This window comes from Nonomuraea sp. KM90, assembly GCF_052246675.1.
Classification (GTDB): Bacteria; Actinomycetota; Actinomycetes; order Streptosporangiales; family Streptosporangiaceae; genus Nonomuraea.
The window spans coordinates 65,532-83,514 of the sequence record NZ_JBQQCB010000010.1; the positions used below are offsets into that span (position 1 = coordinate 65,532).

Consider the following 17,983-nt stretch of genomic DNA (forward strand, 5'->3'; position numbering starts at 1 on the left):
CGAGTGTATGACATACACTCGTGGTTGATGGAAGACAATCTCTGGGAACGGCTCGCGAAGCCCGCGCCGGAGCCCAAGACAGGGCTGAGCCTCGGCCGCATCGCGCGGGCGGCGGTGGAGCTGGCCGACGCGGGCGGCCTCGACGCGGTCTCGATGGCCCGGGTCGCCGAGCGGCTGGGCTTCACCACGATGTCGCTCTACCGGCACGTCAAGAACAAGAACGAGCTGCTGCTCCTGATGCTGGACTCGGTCGCGGCCGTCCCCGCCGCGCTCGGCGAGCCCTGCGCAGGCTGGCGGCCGGGCCTGCGGCGCTGGTGCGGCGCGCAGTGGGAGATGTTGCGGACCCATTCCTGGATCGTGCAGCTGCCCATCACCGGGCCGCCCGTCACGCCCAATCAGCTCGCGTGGACCGACCGCGCCCTGGCGGCGCTGGCGGGCACCGGGCTCGACGAGCGCGCCAAGGCGGGCGTCGTGCTGCTGATCGCCACGTACATGCACGCCACCGCGCGGCTGAGCGCGGACCTCGGCAGCGCCGCGTCGGGCGCCGCGATCGCCGGCCACAGCGCGCTGCTCGGCTCGCTGGTGGACGCGCGGCGCCTGCCCGCGCTGCGCGCGGCGGTCGAGGCGGGAGCCTTCGACTACCCGCAGGACATGCCCGAGGAGGAGCGGCGCCTCGACTACGAGTTCGGCCTGGACCGGATCCTGGACGGGGTGGAGGTCATGATCGAGACCGGCCGCCCCGGAGACACGGCCTAGTCGCGCTCAGCCGCCTGGGCCTCGCGGCGCTCGATGATGCGGCGGGTGAAGGGGATGACCTCTACGACGCGGCTGCCGAGGTAGGCGCCGATGAAGGCGAGCACCAGGAGCACGAAGGGGCTGGTGGCCAGGCCGTTCATGGTGACGAATGCCTGCAGGATCGCGTCGAGCGCCATAGGGGTACTCCCGGGGGACGGGGATGCGGGGAGGAGTTCAGGGTAGCCGCACCCGGCCAGTGCTCGCCGCAAAATGGGATGAAGGGCGACATGATCTACCATGCCGCCCTTTAGGTGATGATCAGTGGAAGAAGTGGCGGGTGCCGGTGAAGTAGAGGGTGATGCCGGCCTTCTTGGCCGCCTCGATGACCAGCTCGTCGCGGACGGAACCGCCCGGCTCGACGATGGCGCGTACGCCCGCCTCGGTCAGCACCTCCAGCCCGTCGGGGAACGGGAAGAACGCGTCGGAGGCCGCCACCGAACCGGCCACCCGCTCCCCGGCCCTGGTGACCGCGAGGCGGCACGAATCGACCCGGTTCACCTGGCCCATGCCCACGCCCACGGTCGCCCCGCCGCTGGCCAGCAGGATGGCGTTGGACTTCACCGAGCGGGCGGCCCGCCAGGCGAACTCCAGGTCGGCCAGCACCTCCGGCGAGGCGGGCTCGCCGGTCTTGAGCTCCCACTGCGCCGCCGAGTCGCCGGAGGCGTCCACGCGGTCCACGGTCTGCACGAGCAGGCCACCGTTGATCTTGCGGAACTCGGTCGGCTCCGCCGGGCCCTCCGGGCAGCGCAGCAGGCGCAGGCTCTTCTTGCCGCGCAGCACCTCCAGCGCCTCGTCGTCGTACGCCGGAGCGACGACGACCTCGGTGAACACGTCGAAGATCTGCCTGGCCAGCTCCGCCGTGACCGGCCGGTTGACGGCGATCACGCCGCCGTACGCCGACACCGGGTCGCACGCGTGCGCCTTGCGGTGCGCGTCGGCCACGTCGGTGCCGACGGCGATGCCGCACGGGTTCTGGTGCTTGATGATGGCCACGCAGGGCTCGGCGAAGTCCCAGGCGGCCCGCCAGGCGGCGTCGGCGTCGAGGTAGTTGTTGTACGACATCTCCTTGCCGTGCAACTGCTCGGCGTTGGCCAGCCCGCCGCTGCCCGCCGTGCCGCCGGTGTAGAGGGCGGCGCGCTGGTGCGGGTTCTCGCCGTAGCGCAGGGTGGCCTTGCGCTGGTACGCCGCGCCCGCGAACTCGGGGAACTCACCCTCCTCGGACGTGCCGGCGAACCAGTTGGCCACGGCCACGTCGTACGAGGCCGTGTGCGCGTACGCGATGCCCGCCAGCTTCCTGCGCTCGGTCAGCGTGAAGCCGCCCTCGGCCAGCGCGTCGACCACGTCTCCGTAGGCGCCGGGGTTCACCACGACCGCGCAGGTGTTGTGGTTCTTCGCGGCGCCCCGGATCATGGCCGGCCCGCCGATGTCGATCTGCTCGACGCACTCCTCGTCGGACGCCCCGGAGGCCACCGTCTCCTGGAACGGATAGAGGTTCACCACCACGAGCTGGAACGGATCGATCTCCAGCTCCTCCAGCTGCGCCACATGGTGGGGCTTGGTGACGTCGGCCAGCAGCCCGGCGTGCACGCGCGGGTGCAGCGTCTTGACCCGCCCGTCCAGGCACTCGGGGAACCCGGTGAGCTGCTCCACCTTCGTCACCGGGATCCCGTAGGACGAGATCGCGGCGGCCGTGCCGCCGGTCGAGACGATCTCCACTCCGGCGCCGTCGAGGGCTCTGGCCAGCTCCTCGAGCCCGGACTTGTCATATACAGCGATCAACGCGCGCCGGATGGCGATGCGAGTCACGTGGTTTCCCCTCCTGTGTGGTTGCCGATGCGGACGTTGCGTCCGCTGACCGTCCAGCCCTCGCGGGCCATCCGGCCGACGGTCTCGACGAGCAGGCGGCGCTCGACCGTCTTGATGCGCTCGTGCAGGACCGCCTCGTCGTCGCCCGGAAGCACGGGCACCGCCTCCTGGGCCACGATCGGCCCCGTGTCGACACCCTCGTCGGCCAGCATCACCGTGCAGCCGGTCACCTTGACCCCATGGGCCAGCGCGTCACGCACGCCGTGGGCGCCGGGGAACGACGGAAGCAGGGCCGGATGGGTGTTCAGCACCGGGAAGGCGTCGAGTGTCGGCGTACCCAAAATTTTCATGAAGCCGGCGGACACGACCAGGTCGGGTTCGTACGCTGCGATCTTGGCGGCGATGGCGGCGTCCCATTCACCTCGCGTCGCATAATCGCCCAATTTTTCAACAAAAGTCGGAACGTTAGCCTTCGAGGCCCTGGCCAGCCCTTCGATCCCCTCCCTGTCGGCACCGACGGCTACCACGCGAGCGCCGTACGACGGATCGGCGGAAGCGTCCAGCAGGGCCTGTAGGTTGGTTCCAGAGCCGGAGACGAGGACGACGAGCCGCCCAGCCTTAGACACGCGCACTCCAAAAGAGGAAACAGGGTGGGGGTCACAGGGTATCTGTTCATCGCCCGGCGACGCAGAGGAGGTCAGGTGTCGACACCGGTGAAGGCACCGGCAGGCCAGCAGCCCGCGGAGTCAGCGGGCCGCCGAGCGATCTGGTTGTCCATCGCAGCGCTGGCCATGACGTTCATGTTGCCGCTCGCCGGCCTGGTCATGGCGTTGTTCGCGCTGATGGCCGGGGTGCGGGCGCTGCCACTGCTGAAAGGCGAGGGCAGGCCCACCGGCGTCGCGGTGGGCGGCATCACGGTCTCCTCGATAGCGCTGATCCTGTCGGCCCTGGCCACGGGGATGCAGCTCTACCTCATGGACGAATACTCCGCCTACCAGGAGTGCATGAAGGGCGCCGGCACGGTCTCGGCGCAGGGCGAGTGCTTCACGCAGTTCAGGGACGCGGCGCAGCGCAAGCTCCCGGCCGACGTGCTGGAGATGCTCGGCGCCATGCAGCCCTGACGGACGAGGCCACGAGACGCTAGTCGCGGTCCCAGGCGTACGGGTCGACGTAGATGACGTGACCGCCGCGGTCGTCCGACTCGTCCACGATGTCCTTGCGCGGCGGCCGGGCTTCGGCCTCCGGCTCCGGCGCGCGCGGTCGGGCCTGGGCCAGCGTCTCCGCCTCCGCCGAGGCGTGCTCGTCCTGCCAGTCGTCCCTGATGACCGGGATCTCCTGGGTGTCGGCCTCCGTGGCGTCCATCCAGTGACCGGGCAGCGGGCGCGGGTCCGACTCGGCCAGGCCCACCTTGCTCGCCGCCTTGGCGATCGCGGCGCCGGCCTTGCGCACGGGGGCCGCCGCCTTGTCGAGCGGCGCCCGGGCGCGCTTGTTGAGCAGCAGCAGGTTGGTCACGCCCGCCGAGATGCCGGCGGCCACCCCGACCTCGATCGCCACCGACAGCGCCACCTCCCAGGGCGAGGGGCCGACCGTGGCCAGCCGCCCGCCGCCGATGGGCCCGCCGGACAGCGCCGCCAGCAGCCCGGCCACGACCCCGGTGGAGACCCCGCTGAGAAACCCCCACAGCGGCGCGGCCTCGTAGGACGGCGACGGCGAGATCCTGGCCACCATCACGCCCGCCACGGCCCCGGCCGCGAACGGCAGCGCGATCACCGCCATCATCCACGCCGGCACCGGCCCGCTCTCCGGCAGCGCCCCCAGCAGCGGCAGGCTGGGCACCGTGCCGAGTTGCACGCCGGTGGGCGCGACCAGGGTGTCGGCGCCGATGGCGAACCCGGGGCCGGCGATGTAGGAGAAGGCCCAGATGACGGCGTTCAGCAGGTAGAGCAGCTGCATCAGGATCAGCAGCACCCCGCCCACGAACCCGGGCGACAGCACCTCCGACAGCTCCCTGACCTGCCCGAAGTTCAGCACGACGGCGACCAGCACCAGCGCGCACCCGGCCACGAGCAGCACCGCCGTGGCGACCGCGGTGCCGACCGTCAGGGCGCGCACGCGCTCGGGCAGCAGCCGCAGCATCACCCGCCACGGCCCGATCATGCGCGCCGTGGCCAGCGCGCCCGCCAGGAAGGCCAGCACGAAGTGGCTGAGCAGCGCCTCGCCGATGAACGGCTGCGTGATCTCGTTGCTCGCCACGAGCGCGATCAGGCCGGCGAGCAGCGCGTACGGGGCCGCCAGCGAGACGCCCGCCTGCGCCACCAGGACGAGCTGGGCGCGGCGGCGGGCCCCGGCCTGCTCCTTGGGGCTGTTCTTCGGCAGCCGGGCGGGCAGGCGCAGCCGCAGGTCGGCGTCGCGGGCCATCCACCGGCCCGCGCGGTAGAGCAGCACGGCCGGCAGGATCGTCAGCCCGAGCGGCAGCAGCCCGACGCGCCCGCCGGGGATGGCGAAACCGGCGTGGTGGGCGGCCAGCCAGAGCTGCGCCGCCGTACGGAACACTCCCGGGAGCCCCGCGCCCAGCGTGCCGCGCGGCGCGGCGATCCAGCCGACCAGGGTGAGCGTGGTGAGGGCGGCCAGTCCGACGCCGAGCGTGGCGGCGGCGGCCAGCATTCCCGACACCGGCAGTGGCCGCCGGTTCTCGTCGTCATCGCTCGAGACCCCGGGGAGCTTGCCGAGCACCGACCGGGGGGCAGTGCGCAACTGGTCGAGAATCGCCGTCACAGTAGGCGATTTTCTCAAGGTTTCCCGACCGAAGCTTGGTTGACGCGCCGCCCGGTATCCACTTTGTGCTCCGATCCATCCCCGGACGTGTCCGAACTCCTCGATCCTGCCCCCGTTCCCGCCGCGCGCCCCTTTCCCATCCCGTTCTTTACGGCTGCGCGGGCTTGCCCCACCCGCCGTCGCGGGCCGGCGCCTGTCCAGGGAGACGCTTTCTGACCCGGTCAGTGGCGCGCCGCCGCTACGACGCGCTGTGGGCCGGGTTCCGTGGTGACCTGTGGGCCACCACGTCCGGGCATGCGAAAGCCCCGCGCGGGCGCCGCCGCACGGGGCTCACGCGACCGGCGACTAGCGGGCCTGCATGATCTCGCGCATGAGGCGGGCGGTCTCGGAGGGGGTCTTGCCGACGCGGACGCCGACCTTCTCCAGGGCCTCCTTCTTGGCCTGGGCGGTGCCGGCCGAGCCGGACACGATGGCGCCGGCGTGGCCCATCGTCTTGCCCTCGGGGGCGGTGAAGCCCGCCACGTAGGCCACGACCGGCTTGGTGACGTGCTGCTCGATGTAGGCGGCCGCCCGCTCCTCGGCGTCGCCGCCGATCTCACCGATCATCACGATCGCGTCGGTGCCCGGGTCCTCCTGGAACGCCTGCAGCGCGTCGATGTGCGTGGTGCCGATGACGGGGTCGCCGCCGATGCCCACGGCGGTCGAGAAGCCGAAGTCGCGCAGCTCGTACATCAGCTGGTAGGTCAGCGTGCCCGACTTCGAGACCAGGCCGATGCGACCGGCGGTGGTGATGTCGGCGGGGATGATGCCGGCGTTGGAGGCGCCGGGCGAGGCGATGCCGGGGCAGTTGGGGCCGATGATGCGGGTCTTGCCGCCCTTGGCCACCGCGTACGCCCAGAACTCCGTGGAGTCGTGCACCGGCACGCCCTCGGTGATCACCACGCACAGCGGCATCTCGGCGTCGATGGCCTCCTTGACCGCGTCCTTGGTGAACGCCGGGGGCACGAACACGACCGACACGTCGGCGCCGGTCTGCTCCATCGCCTCCTTGACCGTCCCGAACACGGGCAGGCCCTCGTGCGTGGTGCCGGCCTTGCGGGCGTTCACGCCGCCGACGACCCGGGCGCCGGAGGCGAGCATGCGGCGGGTGTGCTTGGTGCCCTCACCGCCGGTCATGCCCTGAACGATGATCTTGCTGTTCTCAGTCAACCAGATGGCCATGGGTCACGCACCTACCGCAGCGAGCTCGGCGGCCCGCTTGGCCGCGTCGTCCATCGTGTCTACCAGCTCGACCCGCGGGAGCGCGGCGTCGGCCAGGATCTGCCGCCCGAGCAGGGCGTTGTTGCCGTCGAGGCGGACCACCAGCGGGTGGGTCACGGCCTCGCCGCGGCTCTCCAGCAGCTTGAACGCCGAGACGATGCCGTTGGCGACGGCGTCGCAGGCGGTGATGCCGCCGAAGACGTTCACGAAGATCGACTTGACGCTCGGGTCGGAGAGGATGATCTCCAGGCCCGCGGCCATGACCTCGGCCGAGGCGCCGCCGCCGATGTCGAGGAAGTTGGCGGGGGACGGCTTGCCGGGGAACGCCTCACCGGCGTAGGCGACCACGTCGAGGGTGGACATGACCAGGCCCGCGCCGTTGCCGATGATGCCGACGTTGCCGTCGAGCTTGACGTAGTTGAGGTCCTTCTCCTTGGCCTTGGCCTCGAGCGGGTCCTCGGCCGCCTTGTCGGCCAGCGCCTCGTGGTCGGCCTGGCGGAACCCGGCGTTGTCGTCGAGCGTGACCTTGCCGTCGAGGGCCTTCACCTGGCCGTCGGCCGACAGGATCATCGGGTTGACCTCGACGAGCGTGGCGTCCTCGTCGACGAAGCAGCACCAGAGCTTCTCGATGAGCTCGGCGGCGCCGTCGAGCGCCTTCTCCGGCAGGCCGCCGGCCACCGCGATCTCGCGAGCCGTGGCGCGGTCGATGCCGTTCAGCGCCGAGACGGGCACCTTGGCGACCTTCTCCGGCGAGGTGTGGGCGACCTCTTCGATGTCCATGCCGCCCGCGGCGGAGCAGATGGCGAGGAAGGTACGGTTCGCGCGGTCGAGCAGGAAGGAGAAGTAGTATTCCTCCGCGATCGCGCTGGCCTCCTCCACCAGCACCTTGTGGACCGTGTGGCCCTTGATGTCCATGCCGAGGATGGCCTCGGCCTTGGCGACGGCGTCGGCGGCGTCGTCGGCCACCTTCACGCCACCGGCCTTGCCCCGGCCACCGGTCTTGACCTGGGCCTTGACGACAACTCGGCCGGTCAGCTCCGTCGCGGCCGACCGCACCTCCTCCACGGTGTGGGCGACGATGCCGCGTGGCACCGGGATGCCGTAGTCAGCGAAGAGCTCCTTCGCCTGATGTTCGAACAGGTCCACGAGGGTCCGTCCTTGCTTATCCGACTGATGTTCGACGGCCCGGGCAGCTGTGCTGGCCGTCGCGTCCGCTCGCCGCTCGTGGTCGTGCCTCGCTCTCTCACGGCGAGCTCCTACGCTCAGGGGTGCGTGCCGGGCGTTTCCGCCAGTGAAGCCTAGCCCGAAGCTTGACCTGACCAGGTCATCGGGTCGCCGTTCTCCCGCTATGTGACGCTGATCTCACTTCTCCAGGACGACCTCTGCACGAAAATTGCACGGATTAGACGTCGTATGCCCTGTCACTCGATATATGGTCGTGATCTTCAAATGGCAGGCTTGCCACCCGCTCTCCCCGTAATGCCGAAGGAAACCGAATGAAGCGAATTCTCGCGGGTCTCGCGCTGGCCTCGTCGGCCGCGCTCATGACCACCGCGCCCGCGCACGCGGCAGCGCCCGCCGACCCGGTGAAAGCGCTCAAGAAGCAGTACGTGGCCGGTCACGGAGTGCGCGTGTCGGAGACGGCCCGTACGTCGGCGGACGGCAAGAACACCTCTGTCATGACGACGAACGGCACTTTCGGGTTCGGCAAGTCGGGCGTGGTCGCGGCGGACCTGCGTACCCGGGTAAAGGGTGGAGCGGCGACCGGGCTGTTTCCGCCGCGAGTGGTCACCGTGGGCAAGCACACATATGCCCAGGGTGGATTGTTCAGCGAGGAATTGCCCGAAGGCAAGAAGTGGGTTCGCTATGCGAATCAGGCGAGCCCGAGGACCGGTAGCCAGCTGCTCGACATCTTCGAACCCAAGGTGCTGAAGGCGCTCGTCTCACGGGCGAAGAGCGTCAAAAATGCGACGTACCGGGGCTCGGTCACCTATGGCGACCTCAGCAAGATCTACGGCGAACCGGTCCCGGACACCCTGAAGAAGGTCAAGGTCGATTACGCGCTCGACCTGAACTCCAAGGGCCTGGTCACGGGGATCCGCAGCGAATTCACGCTGGACTTCGGCATCCTCGGGAAGACCACCACCACCGTCAGCACCCGTTTCACGGGCTGGGGCGCCAAGATCTCGATCAAGGCCCCGCCCGCCGACGAGGTGATCGACATCAGCGAGCTCGGATCCGACACCCAGGTGCCGCAGACGATCCCGAACGGCTCGCTGAACTCGCTCGGCAGGATCCAGTAGTCGTCCTGTCTCCGAGCCGCTCCACGAGGCCGGCTCCGGCCTCGAGCAACATCCCCCCTCAACACCCAAGGAATCCCGCATGAAGCGAATCCTGACAGGCGTGGCGTTAGCCACGACCGCAGCACTGGTGACCGCCACGCCGGCACTGGCCGCCGCGCCCAAGGACCCGGTGGTCGCCGTCAAGAAGCAGCTCCGGCCCGGCAAGGGCGTGAAGTTCACCGAGCGCACCACCATCATCGACGGTGGCGCGCGGGAGGTGTTCGTCCGGCGCTCCGGCACCCTGCAGTTCAGCAAGTCGGGCATCGCGGCCTCGGACATCACCGGCAAGTTCAACATCTCCCTGAGCGACCTGGGCGAGCTGCCCGAGGGCGAGACCGGGGAGCTGCTCAAGGCGATGGCCGCCAAGGAGCGCACGATCCGGATCGGCACCACGTCGTACCTGTCCGGTGGCATCTGGTCGAGCATGCTGCCCGAGGGCGAGACCTGGTTCAAGGCGGCCAAGGGCCCGACCGGTGGCGTCACCGGCATGTTCGGCCAGCCCCTGAACCTGGCCGAGCCCGCCACGATCAAGACCCTGATGAAGGGCGCCAAGCCGGCCGGCGGCGGCTTCGCGGGCAAGACCAAGGTGGGCGACCTGTGGAACGCCTCCGCCTGGCTGCGGGCCACCTGGCTGTCCGCGCCGTCCGCCAAGGCGAAGAAGAGCTCGATCTCCTGGCGGATCACGGTGAACTCGGCGGGCGTGCCGACCCGGCTGGTGACCACGTTCCCCGGCTCCGTCATCGGGGGCGAGGGCACCGTGAGCGTGGACACGAGGTACACCGGCTGGGGTGGCTCCGTGTCGATCAAGGCGCCCAAGGACGAGGTCGCCGACAAGTTCGAGAACGGTGAGGACGACCTCTCCAACCTGAACATCCCGCTGGGCAGCCTGGCCGGCTGATCCGGTCATCCGAGCCCTCTCCCGCCGGTCCTGGCGGGAGAGGGCTTCTCTCTTCCTGAGGATGCACATGAAGCGAGTTCTGGCGGCGGCGGTGGCCGCCGTCGTGACGGGCGCTGTCCTGCTCGGCGCCGCACCGGCGCAGGCGGCCGCGCCCGACCCGGTGAAGGCCGTGAAGAGCAAGTTCGCCCCTGGGCACGGGGTGAAGATCTCCGAGGTCACGATGACGAAGCCCAAGGGCAAGAAGTCGGTGTTCATGGAGGTCACGGGCACCTACGGGTTCGGCAGGTCGGGCGTCGTCGCCGCCGACCTGACCTTGCGGTCCGCGCTCGACGAGAAGGTCTCCATCCGCTTCCTCGCGGTGGGAACGCGGGTCTACATGAGCAGTGACGCGATCGAGGACCGCCTGCCCGAAGGGAAGACGTGGGTGCGCATGGACGTCCCCGACACCGGCAGGGCCCCGTCCTTGCAGCCCGTCGACATCTTCCGGCCCCCCTACCTCAAGGGCCTGCTCTCGCATGCCTCGTCCGTGCGGAACGGCGTCTACCGTGGTGAGCTCTCCTACAAGCAGGCGAAGAAGATCGACGGCGGCGGCGCGTTCGACTACCGGCTGAGCACCGACTCGACCGGTCTGCCCACCCGCTTCCACACCGGGCAGGGCTCGCTGTTCGGGGGTGGCCGGAACCACACCGACACCAGGTACTCCGCCTGGGGCCACGAGGTCAGCATCGTGGACCCGCCCGACCACGAGGTGATCACGGAGGCAGCCCTCATGGACACCGTGTACGACCAGATGCTCGAGGAGATCAAGGAGATCCCCATCGAGGCACTCGGCTCCGCCGGCCGATAGGTCCGCCCGGCCTCGCCCGGCCGGGACTCACAGGCCTCGCCGGTGAGACCCGGCCGGATCGCGGGGGCCCGGCTAGATCGCGGGGCCCGGCTGGATCGCGGGGCCCGGCTGGATCGCAGATCGCGGGGCCCGGTCGAGCCGGGCGGGCTCGTGGGCCGCTGAGTCGCGGCCGGGACTCAGCGGGTCGCTCAGCTCAGGCGGGAGTCGCGCAGGCTCGCCCATTCCAGCGAGTGCCTGATCCCCTCCTCGACCGAGTAGCGGGCCCGCCAGCCCAGCAGGCGGTGGGCGCGGTCGCTGCGGGTGTAGGCGCCGGCCACGTCACCGGGGCGGGCGGGGGCCTCGACGACCTCGATCGGGCGGTCGACGACGCGGTTGAACGCGTCGACCAGCTCGCGGACGGTGGTGCCCGCGCCGGTGCCCAGGTTGATCACGTCGGCCTCCAGCGCGTCGAACCGTTCCAGGGCGGCGACGTGGGCGGTGGCCAGGTCCCAGACGTGCACGTAGTCGCGGATGCCCGTGCCGTCGCCGGTCGGGTAGTCGGTGCCGGTGATCTGGAACGGGACCCCCTCTTCGTACGCCTCGATCATCTTGCCCAGGGCGTGGCTGGGGCGGCGAAGTTGCAGGCCCGTGCGCATCCGGGGGTCGGCGCCGATCGGGTTGAAGTAGCGCAGGGAGAGGATCCTGATGGGCCGACCTGCGGCGATGTCGGCGAACATGCCCTCGCAGACGGCCTTGGTGCGCGCGTAAGGGCTCTGGGGGTCGAGCGGGGACTCCTCGGTGACCGTGTGGTCGTCGCCCGTACGGTAGATCGAGGCCGAGGAGCTGAAGATCATCCGCGTGCAGCCGTTGCGGACCAGGTGGTCGACGAACTCCAGGCTCTTGGCGACGTTCGCGCGGTAGTAGCCGATGGGGTCGGCCACCGAGTCGGGGACCACGATGAGTGCCGCGCAGTGGATGACGGCCTCGATATCCGGATTTTCGGCGAATATCTTGTCAATCAGCGGGCCGTCGCTGATATCACCCTCATAGAACACCCGTCCCTCGGCGAACTCCCGTCGCCCGGTCACGAGGCTGTCCAGAATCACGGGGGCGATCCCGGCGTCCAGGCACGCCGATGCGATGGTGCTCCCGATATATCCGGCCCCGCCGGTAATCAAAACGCGCATCCCTGAACCCTAACCATGCGCGGCTCCATGCGTGAGCGGGCCTGTGGACAACTTCCGTCGAGCGGTACGGCGGCGCGTACCGGACGCCACTCCCGACTTCCGTTGCGTCCGTGCTCTGGTGCAGTCGGCTTTGGCGTGCGACATTTCCTGATATGGGCAGGGACGTGCCAGTCGTCGTGTTCAGCAGGGACGATCGCCGGAAATATCGGGAAAAGGTGCGTCGATGTCTCGACGTCTTCGCCCAGATGCTGCGTGAATCGCGGTTCGAGTTCGACCGGCCGCTGGCCGGTCTGGAGATCGAGCTCAACATCGTCGACGCGCGCGGCGAGGCGGCCATGCGCAACGCCCAGGTGCTCGACGCCATCGCGCAGCCGGACTGGGCGACGGAGCTGGGCCAGTTCAACGTCGAGATCAACATCGAGCCCCAGGAGCTGGCCGGCGACGGGGCCCGCCGCCTGGAGGACGACGTCCGGGCCCGGCTCAACCACGCCGAGGAACGCGCCCGCTCCGAGGGCGGTCACCTGGTCCTGATCGGCATCCTGCCCACGCTTCGCGAGCAGGACATCGGCGAGGGCACGCTCTCCGCGAACCCGCGCTACCGCCTGCTCAACGAGCAGATCTTCGCGGCCCGCGGCGAGGACCTGCACCTGGCCATCGAGGGCGTCGAACGCCTTGACACGCATGCCGACAGCGTCGCCCCCGAGGCCGCGTGCACCAGCGTGCAACTCCATCTCCAGGTCAGCCCCGAGACGTTCGCCGCGAACTGGAACGCGGCCCAGGTCATCGCCGGGCCCCAGGTCGCGGTGGCGGCCAATTCGCCGTACCTGTTCGGCCGGGAACTGCACCGGGAGACCAGGATCGCGCTGTTCGAGCAGGCCACGGACACGCGGCCGGCGGAGCTGAAGGCACAGGGCGTACGGCCGCGGGTGTGGTTCGGGGAACGGTGGATCACCAGCGTGTTCGACCTGTTCGAGGAGAACGTCAGCTACTACCCGGCCCTGCTCCCCCTCTGCGAGGACGAGGACCCGCGCACCGAGCTCGAACGGGGCCATATCCCCCACCTTCACGAGCTGACCCTGCACAACGGCACGATCTACCGGTGGAACCGGCCGGTGTACGCCGTGGTGAACGGGGTACCACACCTCCGCGTGGAGAACCGTGTGCTGCCGGCCGGGCCTTCCGTGGTCGACATCGCGGCAAATGCCGCGTTCTACTACGGGTTGATGCGTGTCATGCCGTACGACGAGCGGCCGATCTGGAGCCAGATGTCATTCCGGGCGGCGGAGGACAATCTCGGCGCCGCGGCCCGGCACGGGCTGGACGCGCGGCTCTACTGGCCGGGGATGGGCGAGGTGCCCGCGGCCGAGCTGATCCTGCGGCGGCTGCTGCCCATGGCCCACGACGGGCTGGTCAAGTGGGGGGTGCACGGACCCGTCGCGGATCGGCTGCTGTCCGTCATCGAGGGGCGCTGCCTGTCCGGGCGTACGGGTGCGACGTGGCAGGTGGACCGGGTACGCGCGCAGGGCGGCGACCGGCACGAGGCCCTGCGGGCCATGACCCTGGAGTACATCGAGCGCATGCACACCAACGAACCCGTACACACCTGGGATGTGTGAAGGCCCGTGCTCCGCGTCCCACCCCGCACCGTCCCCGCCCTTGCCTCCGCCCGCCCCTCCACCCGCCATTCCGTCCTGCTCTTCGTCCTACTCTTTGTCCTGCTCGTCACCGCATGTGGTGACATCGTCAGGCCGTCGTCCATGGACAGGGCGGGCACCGACACGTTCGAGGGCGACGTGCGGGCGGCGCGCACGCTGACGGAGGAGTTCTGGAGGCGGCAGTTCCAGCAGTCGGGGGAGACTTATCGGCCTATCGCCGACTTCATCCCCTACTCGGGCAACTCCGGCCCGAGCTGCGGCGGCCAGCCTTCCGTACCGAACAACGCCTTCTACTGCCCGATCGGCCACTTCATCGCCTTCGACCAGGACTGGATGGAGGCGCTGTGGAACGACATGGGGGACGGTTCGGTCTATGTCATCATTCCGCATGAGTTCGGCCACGCCGTCCAGGCGCAGCTCCGTACCGACTTCGAACTGAACGTCCAGATGGAGCTCCAGGCTGACTGCTACGCGGGCGCCACCCTGTCCGCCCTGGTCGGCTCGGGCGTGCTGACGGCGGATGAAGGGGACGAGAACGAGCTGTTCCTGAGCCTGGCCGCGGCCGGAGACCCGACGGACGACTGGCTCAACCCGGCCGCCCACGGAACGGCGGAGCAGCGGCAGAGCTCGTACGTGACCGGGTACCAGGGTGGGGTGGGGGCCTGCTGAGGGCGTACGCGCGGGACCCGATCGGACCTGGGGATGTATCGACGTGTCAACCCACAGGATGATGTGACCGATCATCCCCACGCTCTACCGTTGACCCATGCCATTGGAGGAGATCAGCTGGCTGCGCAGGGGGGCGTGCAGATCCAGCGACCCAGACCTCTTCTTCCCCCTGGCCCCCACCCCCTTGCAGGAGGCCCGCGCCAAGGCGGTCTGCGCGAGCTGCCAGGTCATGCAGGAGTGCCGTGCGTACGCCTTACGCGCCGGCGAGTCGGAGGGGATCTGGGGCGGCCTCACCCCGGAGGAGCGCCGCCGCGCCCGCTTCCCAACAGGCTGGCGCCGCCCAGCCGCCTCCTGACCACCACTTCCGCCGGCAGACTGGGAGCCGAGGCACGGCCGAAGCCGAAGAACCGCGCCCCGGACGTCAGCCTGAGCCGGAGGCCGGTCGGAGCCGAACGCCCCTCGGGGCTGGAGGCCGGTCAGAGCTGGAGGCCGACCTGGGCTGGAGCCGGTCGGAGCCGAAGGCCCCTTGGAACTGGAGGCCCGTCGGAACTGCAGGCCCGCCTGAGCTGGAGGCGGGTTTGAGCTGGAAGTCAGCCAGGACCGAAGGGGGCGAGGCCAGGGCTGCGGGTTGGCCGGCGCCGGAGGGCGGCCGGAACGGTGCGAGCGCGAGAGCGGAGCCGACGCGAGAGCGAAGCCGGCGTGGGTGGGTGGGTGGACACGGGTGCGAGGGCGCAGAGGGCGCGGGTCGGCGGGGCGCGAGAGCGGGGCGAGCGCAGGTCGGTGGTGGGCTCGGGTGCGAGGCGCAGGGGCGTGGGTCGGGGGGCCGACGCAAGGAGCTGGGTGGGCGCAGGTGGGTGGGGTGGACGTAGCCTGCAAGGGTGCTGCTCCGCTCGATTGCCGTCCTCGCCGCCGCCAACATCCTCAACAACAAGATCGCCCCCCGCCTGGGACCCCTTACGTCCACGGTCGCGACGGCCGCGCTGGTCGCGATGGCTCGTAGGTCCGGGCTGTCTTGGCAGGAGCTCGGGTTCGAGCACGGGCGGCGCGGCGCCGTGGCGGGGGGTGCCTTAGCGGCTGCGGTCGCCACCGTCTACACGGTCGGCATCGCCTCGCCCCGCACCCGGCCGCTCTTTCTCGACGAGCGTGCCCTGTCGCTCTCGCGTGCCCGCGTCGTGGAGGAGGCCCTTCTCCAGGTGCCCCTCGGCACGGTCCTGCTGGAGGAGATGGGTTTCCGGGGCGCCCTGTACGCCATGGTGCGCCAACGTCGCGGTACGGTCGCCGCCACGGCGATCTCCTCCGCCCTGTTCGGGCTGTGGCACATCCTGCCGGCCATCGACATGGCCCGCGCCAACCCCGCCCTCGGCGCGCTGACGGCGGGGGAGTCTCCTGCCCGCCTGGACACGGCGCGGGTGGTTGCGGGCAGCGTGGTGTCCACGGCGGCGGCCGGGGTGCTGTTCTGCGAGTTGCGCCGCCACCGCGGCCTTCTGACCCCGGCCATGCTCCATTTGTCCACCAACTCACTCGGCTACCTCTTCGCCCGCATCGCCGCCAAGCTGAAGCCCGTCCCCGGTACGAGGGAACCTGCCGTCTCCGGTACGAGGGAACCTGGCGTCCCCGGTGCGGGTAATCCTGTCGGCGGCGGTGCTGGGTAAGTTCCGTCGACCGGTGCTGGGTAGTCCCGTCAACCGGTGCTGGGCTGTCCCGTCGACGTGCCGGGTAGTCCCGTCGATGGTCCCGCGTAGTCCCGTCGACGTGCCGGGTGTCCCGGCGGTGCTCCGGGCGGGCCCACTTCCCCATGACCGGTGGTTGATCCCTCCGGGATGGCCGGAAGCGCCCGGCCGGTGGTGGCCCAGAGGGTGGGTGCTGGGAGTGGGGTGATCGACGCCGGTGGGGTGATCGGCGGCGGTGGGATGGGGCGTGTCCGAGATGGGTGGTACGCCCCGGGCTGCTAGGGATTGTGGTTACGGAACGTGAGTTGGCCGGCCGTCACGGGTGGATCATCGACTCGCGCAGGATGAAGGTTTTCACCTCCCGGCAGTGTTTTCTCCCCCGCCCGCCGAACCGCCCTGTGGCCAGGGCTTGTCCAGGCTTTAACGTCTCCGAGGCACTCCACCTCAAGGCGGTCCCAAGGCGGCCGTCTTGAGAGGCGTGCGCGTAGCCGAGATCACGACAAACTCATGAACGCCGGAGGTACGGAGGTGGTGTTGCATGCGTACGGTAATCGACATCGACAAGGAGCTCCTGGAAGCGGCCCAGCAGACGCTTGGTACGCCGACCATGAGAGAAACGGTCCACGCCGCGCTGCGAGCGGTCGTCGACCGGGACGCGGAAAGGGCGGGTGCGATCAGGGCGTTCGAGTTCTGGCGCACGGAGGGGAGCCCGGACCTGCTGGATCCGGAGATCACGAAGCATGCGTGGCGACGACAGGACTGATGTATCTCCTCGACAAGAGCGCCCTGGCCCGCATCCGCGGCAGCGACGTGATCGCCAAGGCCCTCCAGCCGCTCTACGCGGCACGGGCCGTGGCGACCTGCAGCGTCATCGATCTCGAGGTGCTCTACAGCGCCCGGGACCACGCCCACTACCAGCGCATCCTGCACGCCCAGCGCCAGTGCATCCTGCTCCCGGTGGACCAGGAGGTGCAGGCGCGGGCCATGGCCGTGCAGCGGCAGCTCGTCGAGATCTCGCAGCACCGGGGCATCGGGCCGAACGAGCTGCTGATCGCCGCCTGTGCCGAGGTGCACGGGGCGACGATCCTGCACTACGGGCACGCCTTCGACATCATCTCGGAGGTGACGGGCCAGCCCTCGCTCTGGGTGGTGCCGCCCGGCTCGGTCCCTTGAAGCCGGCGCGGTCTCCTCAAGCCGGCTCAATCCCCCGGAGCCGGCGCGGTCCCCTCAAAAAGCCATGCCGCCCCTGAAAGCCGGTTCAGGCGGTGGAGACCACCTGGAAGCCCTCCGCGTAGTGGTCCTCGCCGAACCCGGCCTGCTCCGCCCAGGCGGCGAAGCGGCTCCGGACGAAGTCGGTGAAGCCTTCCACGTGTGAAACCTGGCTCACATGCGACTGCAAGGCCGCGAGCTTGCGGTCCATGGCCTCGGTGATGTCCACCCAGTGGTTGGGGGTGGAGCCGCCGTTCAGCCACACCTCACGTACGGTCCACGCCTCCAGCCCCTCTTCCTCGATCAGCTCCGGGAACGCGTACGGATTGCGCGCGTCCGGATAGACCGCGTCCAGGGCCGCCCCGCCCACGGCGCGGTGGTCAGGATGGCTGGGGGCGATGAACTGGTAGTTGCGGTCGGGGTGGTGGGTGATGAGCAGGTCGGGCCGGACCTGGCGGATCACCCTGGTGATGGCCCGCCGGAGCTCCAGCGAGGGCACCACCTGACCGTCGGGATGGCCGAGGAAGCGTACGTCGGTCACGCCGACCGCCTTGGCGGCCGCCAGCTGCTCGGACCTGCGCAGCTCCGCCATGCCGGAGTTGTCCAGCTCACGCTCGTTGCCACCCGCGTCGCCGTCCGTGACGAGCAGGTAGGTGACCTCCACGCCCCGATCCACGAACAGCGCCACGCTGCCCGCCGAGCCGAAGTCGGCGTCGTCCGGGTGGGCGGTCACGACGAGTACGCGATTGATCTCGTTCTCCGGCAGCATGACTCCCCTTTCAAGACCTTCGTGAACGACAACCGGAACCCCCTCAAAGGCATTCCGGGCACCGTTTGTCGGTGGAGCGTCTTAACCTAGGTGGGTGCCGACCCAAGTCTCTGTTGACCACC

The 17,983-nt window shown here is 69.9% G+C and carries 19 protein-coding genes; 11 read left to right on the forward strand and 8 right to left on the reverse strand.

Annotated elements, in window-relative coordinates:
* The first annotated feature begins 27 nt into the window (after positions 1-27).
* Positions 28-756 carry a TetR/AcrR family transcriptional regulator gene (locus ACTWPW_RS14000; RefSeq protein ID WP_443168967.1) on the forward strand — a complete coding sequence of 243 codons (729 nt, stop codon included), beginning with the start codon at positions 28-30 and terminating at the stop codon, positions 754-756.
* On the opposite strand, the gene ACTWPW_RS14005 is transcribed toward ACTWPW_RS14000, so the two are convergent.
* From ACTWPW_RS14005 to purN, 3 genes are all read right to left on the reverse strand, one after another.
* Positions 753-932, reverse strand: coding sequence for a hypothetical protein (locus ACTWPW_RS14005; RefSeq protein ID WP_364112719.1), 180 nt, complete (start codon positions 930-932; stop codon positions 753-755). The two genes, ACTWPW_RS14000 and ACTWPW_RS14005, sit on opposite strands and share 4 nt — an antisense overlap.
* Positions 933-1,053: 121 nt before the next feature.
* Positions 1,054-2,601 carry a bifunctional phosphoribosylaminoimidazolecarboxamide formyltransferase/IMP cyclohydrolase gene (gene purH, locus ACTWPW_RS14010; RefSeq protein WP_443168968.1) on the reverse strand — a complete coding sequence of 516 codons (1,548 nt, stop codon included), beginning with the start codon at positions 2,599-2,601 and terminating at the stop codon, positions 1,054-1,056.
* A complete protein-coding gene (purN, locus tag ACTWPW_RS14015; RefSeq protein ID WP_375116679.1) occupies positions 2,598-3,227 on the reverse strand; it encodes a phosphoribosylglycinamide formyltransferase in 630 nt (209 codons plus the stop codon). Before purN ends, purH begins: the two co-directional genes overlap by 4 nt.
* A gap of 75 nt (positions 3,228-3,302) precedes the next feature.
* Here purN and ACTWPW_RS14020 point away from each other — a divergent pair, with 75 nt between their 5' ends.
* Positions 3,303-3,722 (forward strand): hypothetical protein, encoded by a 420-nt coding sequence (locus tag ACTWPW_RS14020; protein ID WP_443168969.1) that lies wholly within the window; start codon positions 3,303-3,305, stop codon positions 3,720-3,722.
* Between the two features lie 19 nt (positions 3,723-3,741).
* Here the strand turns inward: ACTWPW_RS14020 and ACTWPW_RS14025 are convergent, their stop codons facing one another.
* The 3 genes from ACTWPW_RS14025 to sucC all read right to left on the reverse strand — a co-directional run bounded on the left by ACTWPW_RS14025 (position 3,742) and on the right by sucC (position 7,782).
* Positions 3,742-5,376, reverse strand: coding sequence for a cell division protein PerM (locus ACTWPW_RS14025; protein WP_375116677.1), 1,635 nt, complete (start codon positions 5,374-5,376; stop codon positions 3,742-3,744).
* A gap of 345 nt (positions 5,377-5,721) precedes the next feature.
* Positions 5,722-6,597, reverse strand: a complete 876-nt coding sequence (gene sucD, locus ACTWPW_RS14030) for a succinate--CoA ligase subunit alpha (protein WP_364112729.1) — start codon at positions 6,595-6,597, stop codon at positions 5,722-5,724.
* A gap of 3 nt (positions 6,598-6,600) precedes the next feature.
* A complete protein-coding gene (gene sucC / locus ACTWPW_RS14035) occupies positions 6,601-7,782 on the reverse strand; it encodes an ADP-forming succinate--CoA ligase subunit beta (protein WP_364112731.1) in 1,182 nt (393 codons plus the stop codon).
* A gap of 350 nt (positions 7,783-8,132) precedes the next feature.
* On the opposite strand from sucC, the gene ACTWPW_RS14040 reads away from it, so the two are divergent.
* The 3 genes from ACTWPW_RS14040 to ACTWPW_RS14050 all read left to right on the forward strand — a co-directional run bounded on the left by ACTWPW_RS14040 (position 8,133) and on the right by ACTWPW_RS14050 (position 10,723).
* Positions 8,133-8,939: a hypothetical protein gene (locus ACTWPW_RS14040; RefSeq protein WP_375116676.1), complete on the forward strand. Its 807-nt coding sequence runs from the start codon at positions 8,133-8,135 to the stop codon at positions 8,937-8,939.
* 79 nt (positions 8,940-9,018) lie between these two features.
* Positions 9,019-9,876, forward strand: a complete 858-nt coding sequence (locus tag ACTWPW_RS14045) for a hypothetical protein (protein WP_375116675.1) — start codon at positions 9,019-9,021, stop codon at positions 9,874-9,876.
* Positions 9,877-9,943: 67 nt separating this feature from the next.
* Complete coding sequence (locus tag ACTWPW_RS14050) at positions 9,944-10,723, forward strand: hypothetical protein (protein WP_443168970.1); 780 nt, start codon at positions 9,944-9,946, stop codon at positions 10,721-10,723.
* Positions 10,724-10,911: 188 nt separating this feature from the next.
* Here ACTWPW_RS14050 and galE read toward each other — a convergent pair whose 3' ends face one another.
* Positions 10,912-11,889, reverse strand: coding sequence for a UDP-glucose 4-epimerase GalE (gene galE, locus ACTWPW_RS14055; RefSeq protein WP_375116673.1), 978 nt, complete (start codon positions 11,887-11,889; stop codon positions 10,912-10,914).
* Between the two features lie 152 nt (positions 11,890-12,041).
* Between galE and ACTWPW_RS14060 the strand changes: the two genes are divergently transcribed.
* The 6 genes from ACTWPW_RS14060 (at position 12,042) to ACTWPW_RS14085 (ending at position 17,056) form a co-directional block, all read left to right on the forward strand.
* On the forward strand, positions 12,042-13,505 hold the full coding sequence (locus ACTWPW_RS14060; protein WP_443168971.1) for a glutamate--cysteine ligase: 1,464 nt from the start codon (positions 12,042-12,044) through the stop codon (positions 13,503-13,505).
* Between the two features lie 6 nt (positions 13,506-13,511).
* Positions 13,512-14,213, forward strand: a complete 702-nt coding sequence (locus tag ACTWPW_RS14065) for a neutral zinc metallopeptidase (protein ID WP_443168972.1) — start codon at positions 13,512-13,514, stop codon at positions 14,211-14,213.
* A 97-nt stretch (positions 14,214-14,310) separates the two neighbouring features.
* Complete coding sequence (locus ACTWPW_RS14070) at positions 14,311-14,568, forward strand: WhiB family transcriptional regulator (protein ID WP_375116670.1); 258 nt, start codon at positions 14,311-14,313, stop codon at positions 14,566-14,568.
* Positions 14,569-15,091: 523 nt separating this feature from the next.
* Positions 15,092-15,865: a lysostaphin resistance A-like protein gene (locus ACTWPW_RS14075; RefSeq protein WP_443168973.1), complete on the forward strand. Its 774-nt coding sequence runs from the start codon at positions 15,092-15,094 to the stop codon at positions 15,863-15,865.
* A gap of 556 nt (positions 15,866-16,421) precedes the next feature.
* A complete protein-coding gene (locus ACTWPW_RS14080) occupies positions 16,422-16,646 on the forward strand; it encodes a type II toxin-antitoxin system VapB family antitoxin (protein ID WP_375116668.1) in 225 nt (74 codons plus the stop codon).
* Entirely contained in the window at positions 16,628-17,056 is a 429-nt protein-coding gene (locus tag ACTWPW_RS14085; protein ID WP_364112751.1) for a PIN domain-containing protein, read from the forward strand. Before ACTWPW_RS14080 ends, ACTWPW_RS14085 begins: the two co-directional genes overlap by 19 nt.
* 85 nt (positions 17,057-17,141) lie before the next feature.
* Here ACTWPW_RS14085 and ACTWPW_RS14090 read toward each other — a convergent pair whose 3' ends face one another.
* The gene (locus ACTWPW_RS14090) at positions 17,142-17,861 is read right to left on the reverse strand and encodes a PIG-L deacetylase family protein (RefSeq protein ID WP_375116667.1); all 720 of its coding nucleotides are present in this window, start codon (positions 17,859-17,861) and stop codon (positions 17,142-17,144) included.
* Positions 17,862-17,983 lie beyond the last annotated feature (122 nt).